10 protein-coding genes and 1 pseudogene are annotated in these 13,996 nt (G+C 70.7%); 9 read left to right on the top strand and 2 right to left on the bottom strand.

What is annotated here, in order from left to right; translation table 11 throughout:
• Positions 1 to 34 precede the first annotated feature (34 nt).
• From ACTOWY_RS08675 to panD, 8 genes and pseudogenes are all read left to right on the top strand, one after another.
• Complete coding sequence (locus tag ACTOWY_RS08675) at positions 35 to 649, top strand: maleylpyruvate isomerase family mycothiol-dependent enzyme (protein WP_441309085.1); 615 nt, start codon at positions 35 to 37, stop codon at positions 647 to 649.
• Between the two features lie 42 nt (positions 650 to 691).
• Positions 692 to 6,415: pseudogene (locus tag ACTOWY_RS08670) on the top strand (SDR family NAD(P)-dependent oxidoreductase); the annotation flags it as partial.
• A gap of 87 nt (positions 6,416 to 6,502) precedes the next feature.
• On the top strand, positions 6,503 to 7,825 hold the full coding sequence (locus ACTOWY_RS08665) for an alpha/beta fold hydrolase (RefSeq protein WP_441309132.1): 1,323 nt from the start codon (positions 6,503 to 6,505) through the stop codon (positions 7,823 to 7,825).
• A gap of 187 nt (positions 7,826 to 8,012) precedes the next feature.
• Entirely contained in the window at positions 8,013 to 9,122 is a 1,110-nt protein-coding gene (locus ACTOWY_RS08660; protein ID WP_441309084.1) for a WD40 repeat domain-containing protein, read from the top strand.
• A gap of 189 nt (positions 9,123 to 9,311) precedes the next feature.
• The gene (locus ACTOWY_RS08655; RefSeq protein WP_441309083.1) at positions 9,312 to 9,719 is read left to right on the top strand and encodes a hypothetical protein; all 408 of its coding nucleotides are present in this window, start codon (positions 9,312 to 9,314) and stop codon (positions 9,717 to 9,719) included.
• 61 nt (positions 9,720 to 9,780) lie between these two features.
• Positions 9,781 to 10,233 (top strand): nuclear transport factor 2 family protein, encoded by a 453-nt coding sequence (locus tag ACTOWY_RS08650; RefSeq protein ID WP_441309082.1) that lies wholly within the window; start codon positions 9,781 to 9,783, stop codon positions 10,231 to 10,233.
• Complete coding sequence (locus ACTOWY_RS08645) at positions 10,230 to 10,469, top strand: hypothetical protein (protein ID WP_441309081.1); 240 nt, start codon at positions 10,230 to 10,232, stop codon at positions 10,467 to 10,469. The genes ACTOWY_RS08650 and ACTOWY_RS08645 overlap by 4 nt, the downstream gene beginning before the upstream one ends.
• Before the next feature lie 140 nt (positions 10,470 to 10,609).
• On the top strand, positions 10,610 to 11,029 hold the full coding sequence (gene panD / locus ACTOWY_RS08640) for an aspartate 1-decarboxylase (protein WP_441309080.1): 420 nt from the start codon (positions 10,610 to 10,612) through the stop codon (positions 11,027 to 11,029).
• Between the two features lie 294 nt (positions 11,030 to 11,323).
• Here panD and ACTOWY_RS08635 read toward each other — a convergent pair whose 3' ends face one another.
• Positions 11,324 to 11,632: a hypothetical protein gene (locus tag ACTOWY_RS08635; RefSeq protein ID WP_441309079.1), complete on the bottom strand. Its 309-nt coding sequence runs from the start codon at positions 11,630 to 11,632 to the stop codon at positions 11,324 to 11,326.
• 105 nt (positions 11,633 to 11,737) lie between these two features.
• Complete coding sequence (locus tag ACTOWY_RS08630) at positions 11,738 to 12,967, bottom strand: cytochrome P450 (RefSeq protein ID WP_441309078.1); 1,230 nt, start codon at positions 12,965 to 12,967, stop codon at positions 11,738 to 11,740.
• Positions 12,968 to 13,244: 277 nt separating this feature from the next.
• Between ACTOWY_RS08630 and ACTOWY_RS08625 the strand changes: the two genes are divergently transcribed.
• Complete coding sequence (locus ACTOWY_RS08625) at positions 13,245 to 13,943, top strand: DJ-1/PfpI family protein (protein ID WP_441309077.1); 699 nt, start codon at positions 13,245 to 13,247, stop codon at positions 13,941 to 13,943.
• Positions 13,944 to 13,996 lie beyond the last annotated feature (53 nt).

Raw genomic sequence — 13,996 nt, 5'->3', positions numbered from 1 at the left:
GACCTCGCGCTGCCCGATCTCGTGGCCGAAGGCGATGAACTGGACGCCCTGGTATCCGCGCACCCCGACTGGACCCACCCCGGAGGCATTCGACCTCGTCCTGAAACAGGCCGAAGCCGGGGGCAGCGACCACGCTGATCTTGACGCCGCCACGGGCGCGGCCACCCCGCGAGCAGAACTGCTGGAGCGCTGGCGCGCAGGTCGAACCGAGGTGGCCGCAGCCCTCGGTGACATCCCACTGGACCACGGCTGCCCCTGGTTCGGCTCGCAGCTGACCGCGACCCTGATGGTTCCGCTCCGGCTGATGGAAACCTGGGCACACGGCCAGGACATCTTCGACATACTCGGTGTCGCCCGCCTACCGACCGGTCGGCTCCGGCACATCGCCGCGCTGGGCGTGGTCGGCCGAGAACTGTCGTTCTACGCCGCCCAGCTACCCACTCCACCTGTGCCTTTCCGCGTCGAACTCACCGGTCCCGACGGCGAAACCTGGACCTGGGGCCCCGCGGACGCCGACCAACTGGTCGGGGGCAGTGCGCTCGACTTCTGCCTTCGCGTCACCCACCGCAGGTCCCTGGTCCAGACCGGCCTCACCGCGGTCGGCGTGGACGCGGGCAAGTGGCTGGAGATCGCCCGGGTGTTCCTGTGACGGCCACACCCTAGGGATTTCCCTGGCCCGTCCCCCCAAGACTTGCCACGCAGGTCCCACGGGAAGGGTCGAAACCATATGCCGGAAGACAGCAAACTCGTCGACTACCTCAAGTGGGTAACCGCCGATCTGCACGACACCCGGCGGCGACTCGAGGAGCTGGAGAGCGGCAGGCAGGAACCCGTCGCGATCGTCGGCATGGCCTGCCGGTTCCCCGGCGGGGTCGCCTCGCCGGAGGACCTGTGGCAGGTGCTGGCCGACGGGGCCGACGTGATGGCGCCGTTCCCCACCGACCGGGGCTGGGACCTGCGGATTCTCAGCGGTGACGGCGAGGGGCACAGTGCTACCGACCGGGGCGGGTTCCTCACCGGGGTGGCCGATTTCGATGCCGGATTCTTCGGCATCTCACCTCGCGAGGCCCTGGCGATGGACCCGCAGCAGCGGCTGCTGCTGGAGACTGCCTGGGAGACCTTCGAACGGGCCGGTATCGACCCGCACGCGGTGCGGGGCAGCAAGACCGGCGTGTTCGTGGGCACCAACGGGCAGGACTACTCCGAACTCGTGCTGCGCGGCGGCGAGGACGTCGCCGGACACGCCGGGACCGGGCTGGCCGCGAGCGTGGTCTCCGGCCGGATCGCCTACGTGCTCGGCCTGGAGGGCCCGGCGGTCACCATTGACACCGCCTGCTCCTCCTCCCTGGTCGCGCTGCACTCCGCGGCCCAGGCCGTGCGGTCGGGGGAGTGTTCGCTCGCGCTGGCCGGTGGGGTGACCGTGATGTCCACCGCGATGGGCTTCGCTGGGTTCACCCGGCAGGGCGGGCTCGCGCCGGACGGGCTGTGCAAGGCATTCGCCGAGGGCGCGGACGGCACTGGCTGGTCCGAGGGCGTTGGTCTGCTGCTGGTGGAAACCCTGGCTGACGCGCGCCGCAACGGGCACCAGGTTCTCGCGCTGCTGCGTGGGTCCGCGGTGAACTCCGACGGCGCGTCCAACGGGCTGACCGCGCCGAATGGTCCGTCCCAGCAACGGGTCATCCGGGCCGCGCTGGCCGCCGCCGGACTCACTCCGTCCGATGTGGACGCCGTTGAGGCGCACGGCACCGGCACCCGGCTCGGTGACCCGATCGAGGCCGAGGCGCTGCTCGCCGCCTATGGGCAGGAGCGGGAGATCCCGCTGTGGCTGGGCTCGGTGAAGTCGAACCTGGGCCACACCCAGGCCGCCGCGGGCGTGGCCGGTGTGATCAAGATGGTGATGGCGATGCGGCACGGTGTGCTGCCGCAGACTCTGCACGTGGACACCCCGTCCAGCCACATCGACTGGACCGCGGGCGAGGTCCGCCTGCTCACCGAGCAGACCCCGTGGCCGGACACCGGACGGCCGCGCCGCTCCGGCATCTCCTCCTTCGGTATCAGCGGCACCAACGCGCACATCTTGCTCGAACAGGGCCCGGCCGAGGAGCCCGCCGAAGCCGAAGCGCCCCCGGTCAAACCCGTCGCACTGCCCTGGCTGCTCTCCGGCCGCAGCCCGCAAGCCCTGCGCGCCCAGGCCGAACGCCTCCTGGACCACCCCGGCGACCCGGTGGACCTCGGCTACTCCCTGGCCGCCACCCGCAGCCGCTTCGAGCACCGCGCCGTGGTCATCGGCGACGGTGACGAGCTGACCGCCGGACTGCGCGCACTGCTCGACGAACTGCCGAATCCCGCGCTGGTCAACGGATCCACCGGCAAAACCGGTCGGATCGCCTTCGTCTTCCCTGGCCAGGGCGCGCAGTGGGTCGGTATGGGCAAGGCGCTGCTGGACGAGTCGCCGGTGTTCGCCGCCAAGATCGAGGAATGCGCGGCCGCGCTCGCCCCGCACACCGACTGGTCGCTCACGGATGTGTTGCGCGGCAACGTGGACAGCGCCACCCTGGACCGCGTTGACGTGGTCCAGCCCGCATCCTTCGCCATCATGGTCGCGCTCGCCGCGATCTGGCAGCAGCACGGCGTACGGCCGGACGCGGTGCTCGGGCATTCCCAGGGCGAACTCGCCGCCGCGGTCATCGCGGGCGCACTCGACCTGCCCCCCGCCGCCCGGGTGGTCGCGCTGCGCAGCGCCGCCATTGCCCGGCGGCTGTCCGGACTCGGCGCGATGGCCGCGATCCCGTTGCCCGCCAACGAGGTCCACGAACGCGTGGCCGCACTCGACGGTGTCGAGGTGGCCGCGGTCAACGGCCCGCGCTCGGTGATCATCTCCGGTGCGGTCGCCGGGGTGGAATCCCTGGTCGAGTCGCTGATCGCGGACGGTGTCAAGGCCAAGCTGATCAGCGTGGACTATGCCTCGCACTCCCCGCAGGTGGAGACCATCCGCGAGGAATTGCTGGCCCAGCTGGGCGATCTGCGGCCGACCACGCCGACGATCCCGCTGTTCTCCCCGGCCACCGGCGCCTGGGTCACCGGACCCGACTTCACCGCCGAGCACTGGTTCCACAACCTGCGTGGCGAGGTCCGCTTCGACCCGGCCGTACGCCAGCTCATCGGCGAGGGCTTCCGCACCTTCATCGAGATCAGCGCGCACCCGGTGCTCACCCCGGCGATCACCGAGATCGGCGAGGACACCGGCGAAACCCTGCTCGGCGTCGGCACCCTGCGCCGAGAGGACGGCGGCACCCGCCGGGTGCTCACCTCCCTCGCCGAGGCGCACGTGCGCGGCGTCCAGATCGACTGGGATCCGGCCTTCACCGCCGCCCAGCCACGCAAGGTTTCCCTGCCCACCTACCCGTTCCAGCGCAGCCGCCACTGGCCGCGCGCCGCCGCCACCAGTGCGGTGGACGTCACCGCCGCCGGACTCGGCCGCGCCGACCACCCCTGGCTGGACGCTGTGGTCGAACCGGCGGGCGGCGAGCAGGTCGTCTGCGTCGGCCGACTTTCTCTGGCCGGACACCCCTGGCTGGCCGACCACGTGGTCGGTGGGCTGATTCTGTTGCCCGGCACCGGTTTCCTCGAACTCGCCGTGCGCGCCGGTGACCTGGTGGACTGCCCGACGGTGGAGGAACTCACCCTCGCCGTGCCGTTGTTGTTGCGGGCCACCGACACCCTGACCATCCAGCTCACCATCGCCGCCCCTGACGCCGATGGCCGCCGCGAACTCGGCATCTACGCCCGACCCGCCGGCGACGCCGCCACCCCGTGGACCCGGCACGCGAGCGCGATGCTCAGCCCCGAACCGGTCGCCGAGCCCGAGCGGCTCGCCGAGTGGCCGCCCGCGGGCGCGGAACCCGTTGCGCTGGAAGGCTTCTACGACAGACTGGAGTTCGGCCCCAAGTTCCGTGGCCTGCAGTCGGTGTGGCTGGGCAAGGACGCGGTCTACGCCGAGGTCGAACTGCCCGGCGCGGAAGAGGACAACGGCGGCTTCGGCCTGCACCCCGCCCTGCTGGATGCCGCCCTGCACGCCGTCCCCTTCGCCACCAACCCCGACCCCGGCAGCCGCCTGCTTCCCTTTACCTGGAACCAGGTTTGCCTGCACGCCGCGGGCGCGGCCCGGCTGCGGGTGCGGCTCACCGAGGCCGGTTCGGACACCGTCTCGCTGACCGCCACCGACACCACCGGCGCGCCCGTGTTCTCCGCGGCCTCGCTGGTGCTGCGCTCGGCCGCGGCGGTCAGCACCGCCGCCCCGGTCGCCCGGGACGAGCAGGAATCCCTGTTCCGCCTGGATTGGGCCCCGCTGAGCACCGAACTGCGTGCGACCGAGGCGAGCTGGGCCATCCTCGGCGGCGACATCTTCGGCCTGGCCTCGGCCATCGAACTGATCGGCGGCCGGGCCACCACCTACGTGGACACCCTGGCCGACCTCGCGGGCAGCGTCCCGGAAATCCTGGTCGTACCACTGCAAAGCAACCCCGGCGCCGAGGTGGTCAGCACCGCGCACCAGCTCACCGCGCAGGCCCTGGAGATCATCCAGCACCTCACCGCCGACGCCGCGCTGGCCCGCACCCGGGTGTTGTTCGTGACCTGCAACGCCGTCTCCGGCGGCGCCGACGACCCGGTCCGCGACCTGGCCGCCGCGCCGATCCACGGCCTGGTCCGCTCCACCCAGTCCGAACACCCCGGCAAGTTCCTGCTCATCGACCTGGACACCGAGGACAGCTCGGCCGCCGTCCTGCCCGGCCTGCCCAGCCTCCTGGCGGACGGCGAAACCCAGGCCCTGGTCCGCGACGGCGCGATCCGGGTCGGCCGCCTGGCCACCCTGGCCTCCGGCGCCGGCCTGCTGCCGCCCGCCGAAGGCCCGTGGCGCCTGGACACCACCGGCCACGGCAGCCTGGACGCCCTTGTCCTGGCACCAAATCCGGACGCCGAACGCGCGCTCACCGGCCGCGAGATCCGCGTCAAGATCACCGCGGCTGGCGTGAACTTCCGCGATGTGCTCAACGCGCTGGGCATGTACCCCGGCCAGGCCGGAGCCTTCGGCGCCGAGGCCGCGGGCGAGGTCGTCGAGATCGGCCCCGAGGCCACCGAACTGCGCGTTGGCGACCGGGTCTTCGGCATGGTCACCGGCGGCTTCGGCACCCACGCGGTCGCCGCCGACGAACGCTTCCTGACCGCGATTCCGGCTGGCTGGACCGAGGAAACCGCCGCCTCCATCCCGATCGCCTTCCTCACCGCCTACCACTGCCTGGTCGACCTGGCCGAACTGCGTGCGGGCCAATCGATCCTGGTGCACGCGGGCGCCGGTGGCGTGGGCATGGCCGCCATCCAGCTGGCCCAGCACCTGGGCGCGGAGGTCTTCGCCACCGCCAGCGCGGGCAAGCAGGACACCCTGCGCGAACTGGGCGTGGCCGAGGACCACATCGCCAACTCCAGGGACACCGACTTCGCCGCCCGCTTCGGCGCGGTCACCGGCGGACGCGGCGTGGACGTGGTGCTCAACGCGCTCTCCGGCGAGTTCGTGGACGCCTCGCTGCGGGTGCTCGCCGAGGGCGGCCGGTTCGTGGAGATGGGCAAGACCGACATCCGCACCGCCGAGGACCTCGACGGCGTTTGGTACCGGGCGATGGACCTGGGCACCGTGCACCCCGAGGAGATCCAGCGCCTGCTGCGCAGCCTGATCGAGCTGTTCGACCAGGGCGAGCTGCGGCCGCTGCCGGTCACCCGCTGGAACGTGCGCCGCGCCAAGGAGGCCTTCCGGCATCTGAGCCTGGCCCGGCACATCGGCAAGGTCGTGCTCACCATCCGCGGCGGCCTCGCCCCCACCGGCACCACCCTGCTCACCGGCGGCACCGGCACCCTGGGCGGCGCCCTGGCCAAACACCTGGCCACCGAGCACGGCGTGCGCAGACTGCTGCTGGTCAGCCGCCGCGGCCCGGAGGCCCCCGGCGCCGACCAGCTCCGCCAGGACCTCATCGAGGCGGGTGCGGACGTGGACATCGTGGCCGCCGACATCACCGACCGGGACGCGCTCGCCGCGGTCCTGGACGGCATCCCGGCCGAGCACCCGCTCTCCGCCGTGGTGCACACCGCCGGTGTGCTCGACGACGGCGTGGTCACCAAACTCGACCCCGAGCGGCTGCGAAAGGTGTTGCGCCCCAAGGTGGACGCCGCCTGGCACCTGCACGAACTCACCCGCGACCGCGAACTGAGCGCGTTCGTGCTCTTCTCCTCGGTGGCGGGTGTGACCGGCAGCCCCGGCCAGGCCAACTACGCCGCCGCCAACGTCTTCCTGGACGCCCTGGCCGCGCACCGCCGCGACCAGGGCCTGCCGGCGACCTCGCTGGCCTGGGGCCTGTGGGCCGAACGCAGCGAGCTGACCAGCGGCCTGGACGAGGGTCAGGTCCGCCGGATCGACTCCTCCGGCCTGCCCGAGATCTCCACCGAGCAGGGCATGCGCATGTTCGACTCGGCAACCGAATCCGACGAACCGCTGATCATCCCGATCAAGGTCGGCAAACGCGCGGCAGGCCAGTCCACCGCCGTCCCGGCCCTGCTGCGCGGCATCATCCAGGGCGGCCGCCGCTCCGCCGCCGCGGGCACTCCCGCCCCCTCCGGCCTGCGCGACCGCCTGCGTGCCCTGGGCGCCACCGGCCAGGAAGAACTGTTGCGCGACCTGGTGATCACCCACGCAGCAGCCCTGCTCGGCCACCACGACCGCGCCGGCCTGGACCCGGAACGCGGCTTCCTGGAATCCGGCTTCGACTCCCTGATCGCGGTCGAACTGCGCAACAAACTCGCCGACGTCACCGGCCTGCGCCTGCCCTCCACGGTCGTCTTCGACACCAAAACCCCGGTCGCCCTGGCCCAGCGCTTGCGCACCGAACTCGCCGAATCCGTCAGCGTGGGCGGCGGTTCCAGCAACGGCAACTCCGGTGGCGGCGGCGCCGCGGACACCCTGGACCAGCTCTTCGCCGACGCCGTGCACACCGGCAAGGTCCGCGAGGGCCTGGGCATGCTCAAGGCGGTCGCCAACCTCCGCCCCACCTTCGACAGCCCAGCCGACCTGGTCGCCCTGTCCAAGGCCACCATCCTCGCCGACGGCCCCACCGCCCCCACCATCATCTGCGTCAGCTCCCCGGTGATCACCGGCGGCGTGCACCAGTACGCCCGCATCGCCGCCCACTTCCGCGGCCGCAGGCGAGTCAGCGCGCTGCCCCTGATGGGCTTCGCCGACGAAGAACACCTCCCCGCCACCGGCGACGCCGCCGTCCGCGCGGTCGTCGAAAGCGCCCTGGAAGCCAGTGAGGGCCAGCCTTTCGTCCTGCTCGGCCACTCCTCCGGCGGCTCCATCGCGCTGGCCGCGGCCGGTGTGCTGGAACAGGTCTGGGGCATCCGGCCCGAGGGCGTGGTCATGCTGGACACCCTCAGCGTCCGCCACGACGGCGAGGGCAGCGACTTCGGCCAGATGACCAACTACTACCTGGACAAGATCGGTTCCTCGCCGATCACCCTGTCCACCGCCCGGTTGTCCGCGATGGCCCACTGGTTCAGCAAACTCGCCACCATCGACGTCCTGGAATCCACCGTGCCGCGCCTGCTGGTTCGCTGCGGGCGGGATCTGGACGGCAACACGGTTGGCGAATTGCCGGAGTCGGCGGTGCCCGCGGGAGAGGTCCGCACCATTGACGCGGACCACTTCTCACTGGCCAAGGAGGATTCCGGGCGGACCGCCGAGACGGTCGAGCAGTGGGTGGGTTCTCTGGTCAAGGTGTAGGCCGAATGCTTCTTCCGGTGGACCGGATCGTGCTGTCCTGGAAACGTGACAGCGGGGACGCGGCGTTGTCGCCGTGTCCAGGCGTCACGGACCGGGGGCGATGCGGGTGGCCGACGTCCCAGCAGGAGCAGGCGAAGCAGCCGACTCGCCTGTTCCCGCGGGCCATCAGGTGGACAACCAGCTGACGGTGTCGGGGAAGACGGACCTGGTGGTGCTGGCGCACACCATTTCCGGGGGCGTCCATCACCACGGGTGGCGCAGTCCGCGCGTGCTGCTGATCGGTGCGGCCGCGGGCGCGGTGCTGCTGGTCGTCGCGCTGGTCCTGGTGCGCTGGCTGACCGACAGTGGCGCGCTGCCTGCGACGGGCAACCCGCTGGCACCACCGGCCAAGGCACGCGAGACCGGCACCCTGTCGGGCCACACCGGGATGATCACGAGAATGAGGTTCAGCGGGAACGGTCAGATCCTCGCCACGGCGAGTGCGGACAAGACCGTTCGGCTGTGGGACGCACCGAACCACCGGGAGCTGGGCACCCTCGCCACCGGCCACACCAACGGGGTGGCGGTGAGCCAGGACGGGCGCACCGTGGCCGTCGCACCATCGGGCCGCGGGGTGCAGCTGTGGGATGTGGCCAGCCGCAAGCAGCTCGGCGAGTCCTTCAGCGAGACCGAAGGCATGCGCGGGATGCCGATCTTCGCCATGGCCGTGGAGTTCAGCCCGGACAGTCGTCTGCTGGCAGTCGGGGAGGTCAGTGGTCAGGTGCGGTTGTGGGACGTGGCCGGCCACCAGCGGGTGGGCAAGCCGCTCGTCGGTCACACCTCCGGCGTGGTCGCCATGGCGTTCAGCGCCGACGGCCGGGTGCTGGCTACCTCAAGCGTGGACAACACGGTGCGACTGTGGGATGCCACCAGCTACCAGCAGCTTGGCCAGCTTTCCCTCGGGTCGCCCGGTTTTGTGCAGAGCCTGGAGTTCAGTCCGGACGGCCGCATCCTGGCCTGCGCGGTCTCGGGCCTCACCACGCAGTTCTGGGATGTGGCCAGCCGTCAACGGCTCGGCGAGCCCATCAACAACAGCGCCATGAGCCTCGCGTTCAGCTCGGATGGCAAGCGACTGGTCACCGCGAGCGCGGGGCAGGGGGTGCAGCTGTGGGATGTGGCCAGCCGGGAACCGCGCGGTGATCCCATCGGGCCTGGCAGCTCTGCCACCAGCGTGTCGTACAGCCCGGTTGGGCAGACGCTGGCCACCGCGATGATGGACAACTCCGTGCGCTTGTGGGACATGACCGGTCTGGGCTGATAGGCCGATCGGGGGAGTAGGGCCCGATTCGCCCCACGGACACCGGTGGCCGGGTCCTATGGTCGCGGCATCACACGGGTTTCCATTGGGGAGGAAGAGAAACGTGCGACGGGCCCTGTCCCTGATCTTCGGTGTGGCGGTGTCGGCCTGCCGGACCTGGAGGACATCCAGCTGACCACCCGGTTCCTCGTGCACCCTGGGGTCAACGCGACGGTCACCTGCACCGCGCAGGTCAGGTCGAAGTCGCTGGGCGAGGACGACCGGCACTTCACCCTGGTCGACGGTTCGGTCGAGTTCGCCGACCGGACACTGCATGTGCCCGTGCCGGCGTTCACCTTGTACGTCAACCAGTGGAAGAGCGACGGGAGCCTCTGCCACGGCGAGAACACCGAGCTGATCAGAAAGCGGATGCTCTACACCACCCACCACGTCTACGTGCCACTGAACCTGAAGTACGAGATCAAGACCGATCCCGGCTGCATCCCGCGGTTCACCGCCTACGTCGAGCTGGACCACCTCGCGGAGTACAACGGTGGCCCGCGCGGAAACCGTGCTCCTGCCCGATCTTCCACCTGTTCTTGTCTTTTTGTACAGTGATCCGCGCTGTCTCAGCGAGCATGATGGTCGGAGTAACCGATCTTGTGTTCTAGGAGGCCAGGTGCTCGGCATTCAGGAGATCTCCGACCGGTTGGAGATCCAGAGCCTGTTGACGGCGTACTCGACCGCGATCGACAGCAAGGATTTCGCCGCCCTGGACGAGGTTTTTGTTGCGGACGCGCATATCGACTACACCGCCTTCGGCGGCATCGCGGGCAATTTCCCCGAGATGAAGGAATGGCTCGCGCAGAGCCTGGCGATGTTCCCGGCCACCCAGCACCTGAACGGGAACCTGGACATCCGGGTTGACGGCGACCGGGCCACTGGGCGGCTGATGTGCCTGAACTCGATCGTGTTGCCGGGCGCTGAGCAGCAGGTCGCGTTGCTGGGCATGTGGTACACCGACGAGTACGTCCGCACGCCGCAGGGCTGGCGGATTGCCCGGCGTGGCCAGGAACGCAGCTGGGCGCAGGGGCTCGACCTGCCCGCCCCGCCCGCACAGGAGCAGTTGTGAGTAGCGCAGAACCGGAATTCAGCCACTTCGCCAACACCCGGCCGCAACACGGACACTGGACGATCATCGGCGTCGCGGGTTCGGCGGATGACCCGGGCGTGCGGTCGGTGGAGATCTTCCAGGGCTCGGATCACCACGAACCGCGACTGGTGCTCGCCGCCGAGGACGTGCCGCGGTTCGTCGCGGGCCTGATCGCCACGGTCATGCCCGGCGACCTGACCGCGGTCGAGGACTGACCGGCCCGATTGCCCGTTTGTACCCCTTGCCCTGCCTCGAAAACCCGCTCGGCCGCCGCTGAGTGTCTCCCGGTGCTAACTCTTGATCTGCCGCGCCTGCGGGCCAAGATCACCGCGCGAACAGCTTGGGAGACAAGCACATGCGACGGACCATGTTGGGCGGGAAGATCCACCGCGCCACGGTCACCCAGGCCGACCTGCACTACGTCGGGTCGGTCACCATCGACGAGGACCTGATGACGGCGGCGGGCATCGTCGAGGGCGAGCAGGTGCACGTCGTGGACGTCACCAACGGGGCCAGGCTGATCACCTACGCCATCACCGGTGAACGGGGCAGCGGGGTCATCGGCATGAACGGCGGCGCCGCGCACCTGGTGCAGCCCGGCGACCTGGTCATCATTCTGTCCTATGTGGACGTTGAGGACGCCGAGTGTGCCGGGTACCGCTCGCGCGTGGTGCACGTGGACGGGTCCAACGCCGTGCTCGCCCTTGGGCACGACGCTGCCGAGCCCGTGCCGGGAGACACCGAACTGCGCTCCGGCGCGGTCACCGCGGGCTGAGCCGGGAACGGAGAAGCCAGGCGAGGCAAGAGAAACGCCGCTGCGGCCTTGGCGATCACCGTCTCGCTGGCGGTGCTGCCCGCCGCCGCGGAGGCGGCACCGCGGTGCCGGCCTCGCTGACCGCTGGACCGGCCGTGCGGTCGGCGGCGTGATCCGCACCCCCGTACCACTTGGGCCAACTGGTACGCCCACTTGAGCCAAATCGGCGTACCAGTTGGCCCAACTCGCCGTCCAGAACGGCCAACAGAGTCGTACGACAGCGGCCAACACGGTGACCCTGCTGATCGGCGCCGGTCAGGAACCGGCGTCCTCGCCCTCGACCACCAACCGCACCGCGGCGAATTCGCGGTCCGCGACCAGGGCTCCAGCCGGGAACCCGCCGCTGCGTGCCACGGCGTCGAGCGGGCCATCGCACACCTTGAGCGCGGACAGCGCCTCGCCGCCGGCCACCTCGACCGAGGACCAGTCCGCGGCGAAGTACTTGTCCTGCCAGACCGGGTTGGTGCAGTCGAAGGCACTGACCTCGGTGGCCGCGTAGGCCGGCAGGGCGCCGAGGGTGCCGATCGCGATCGCCGACGCGGCCATACCGATCAGGACGCGCATTCCCACTCGTTTCCTCATGTGGCCAGCCTCGCCAGCAGCGCGCGCTCTCCGCATCCGTCAGGCGTCCAGAAAAACCACCCGACCGGCTGGATGATCCCCCGCCGGTCAGGCCGGGCGGATCTCGTCCCAGGTGACCGGGAGGGCGGTCGGGCCGTAGACGGTGGTGTCGGCCTTGAACCGGATTTCCTCCTGCGGCACGGCAAGTCGCAGGGTCGGCACCCGCTGGGGCAGGGTGGCCAGCGCGGTGGTCAGTTCCAGGCGAGCGATCTGCTGGCCAACGCACTGGTGCGGTCCGTGGCCGAAGCCGAGGTGGCTGGTGGTCCGCCGCTCGATGTCCAGCTGCTCCGGTTCGGGGAACTGCGCCGGGTCGTGGTTGGCCGCCTGGACGGCGACGACCACGTACTCGCCGGCGGCGATTGGCTGGCCGGCGATCTCGGTGTCCTCGGTGGCCACCCGCAGCAGCCCCGCGCCCACACTCAGCAACCGCAGCAGCTCCTCGGCGGCGCCAGCGGCCAGCGCCGGGTCGGCGGCCAGCCGGTCGAACTGGGCCTGGTTGGCCAGTAGCGCCAGCACGCCGTAGGTGATGGAGCTGGCGGTGGTGTCGTAGCCGGCGACGAGCAGGCCGACGGCCATCTTGGTGAGTTCCAGGTCGTTGAACGGTTGCTGGTGCTCCCGGCCACGGGTGACCAGCACGCTCAGCACGTCCTCGCCGGGCTCGCTGCGCCGGGCCCGGGCCAGGTCGGCGACGTAGTCGTACAGCGGGAACCGCACCGCGTTCAGCTCGTCCACGTCGGTCTCGCCGCTGAACAGGGTCTCGGCGACGCGCTGGAACATGGCGCGGTCGGCGTAGGGCACGCCGAGCAGCTCGGCGATCACGGAGGAGGTGAGCGGCTTGGAAAACCGCTCGTGCAGGTCGATCGGCCCGGTCTCGCCGGCCAGGCCGTCCAGCAGTTCGTCGGCGGTGCGCCGCACCATCGGCCGGAACTCCTCGATCCGGCGCACGGTGGTGATCGCCGGCGCGAACACCCGCCGGAACCGGACGTGCTCGGGCCCGTCCATCTTGAAGAAGTCGCCCTGCTCGACGGGCGAGTCGGGCGGCATGTTGGCGAGGATGTGCCCGGCCGCGCCGGAGCGGCTGCTGAAGCGCCGCGGGTCGCCCAGCACTTCGCGGACGTCGGCGTAGCGGGTGACCAGCCAGGCTTCGAGGCCGGTCGGGCAGGTGACCCGGGCCACCGGGGTCTGTGCCCGCAGCTCCGCCACCTCGGGGGCAGGCCCGAACGGACAGACGTCCTCGCGGGGAACGGGCAGTGGGCGGGCGCTCATCGTCGAGGACAAGACGGCTCCTTTGGCGGAAGGTTGCCTATAAGATCAGGTCGGCACTATTCACCGATGGGTGCGGATCCACGACAGGTCATGGCCGGGGCTGCCTGTTCAGCCACATCCTTGGGTACGAACGGGCAGGCCGAGGCGCAGGATACCCCGGTGTTGTTGTGCGGCAAGGTTCTCTCTTCCTCGCGTGGCGAGTACCGGCCACGTCAGGCGATAGCCGGGCACGGCCGCGGTCGGTGACGATGAGATGCCGCCGCCACGGTCCCCACCCTCGGGAGTTCCGATGCAGCGACGAGCTTTCCTGCGTGCTTCGGCCGGCATTGCCGCCTCGGCCGGTACCGCCGTGGCAGGCGGGTCCCCGGCGGCGAAACCGGTGCGGTTCCAGGTGCTGATGTTCGAGGGGGTGGAGGAGCAGGACTTCATCGCGCCGGTGGAAGTGCTTGGCCTGGCGGCGAAACTCAGCGCCGGGGCGATCGCGCCGCCGCTGATGGTCACCACCGGCGCGCCCGGGATGATCACCTGCACCTATCAGACCAGGGTGGAGGTTCCCGGTGGCTGGTCGCCGGAGCTGGCCGATGTCCTGGTGGTTCCCGGTGGTGGCTACCACCTGCCGCCCTCCGGTCAGCCCAGGCCCGGGGTCCGGAAACTGATGCGGGACAAGGAGTTCCTCGGCAGGCTGGCCGGGGTGCGCACGACGCTGGCAGGCATCTGCACCGGGGTCATGGTGCTCGCCGCGGCCGGGCGTGCCCGCGGCCGCACCGCGACCACCCACGGCAAGGCCAAGGCCGATCTCGCCGCGCACGGCGCCACCGTGGTCAACGCGCGGGTGGTCGACGACGGCGACCTGATCACCGGCGGCGGGGTGACCTCGGGGCTGGACGTGGCGCTGTGGCTGGTCGAACGCTACGCCGGCGCCCAGGTCGCGCTCGCGGCCGAGGAGATCCTGGAGTACGAACGGCGCGGCACAGTCTGGCACGCCTGAGCAGGCCTCCGCCGTCGAGTTGGCCCAAGTCGTACGCCCACTTTGGCCAACTA

The sequence above is a fragment of the Crossiella sp. CA198 genome (genome assembly GCF_052078295.1).
In the GTDB taxonomy this organism is placed as follows: Bacteria; Actinomycetota; Actinomycetes; order Mycobacteriales; family Pseudonocardiaceae; genus Crossiella.
Note: the sequence above shows the minus strand (reverse complement) of the source record. Positions and strands in the feature narration are given on the sequence as shown.

What these genes read in the sequence shown, in the direction of transcription:
- ACTOWY_RS08675 (WP_441309085.1), top strand. Translation starts at nt 35, where the DNA reads ATGAACTGGACGCCCTGGTATCCGCGCACCCCGACTGGACCCACCCCG.
- panD (WP_441309080.1), top strand. Translation starts at nt 10,610, where the DNA reads ATGCGACGGACCATGTTGGGCGGGAAGATCCACCGCGCCACGGTCACC.
- ACTOWY_RS08625 (WP_441309077.1), top strand. Translation starts at nt 13,245, where the DNA reads ATGCAGCGACGAGCTTTCCTGCGTGCTTCGGCCGGCATTGCCGCCTCG.
- ACTOWY_RS08635 (WP_441309079.1), bottom strand. Translation starts at nt 11,632, where the DNA reads ATGCGCGTCCTGATCGGTATGGCCGCGTCGGCGATCGCGATCGGCACC.
- ACTOWY_RS08665 (WP_441309132.1), top strand. Translation starts at nt 6,503, where the DNA reads ATGCGCATGTTCGACTCGGCAACCGAATCCGACGAACCGCTGATCATC.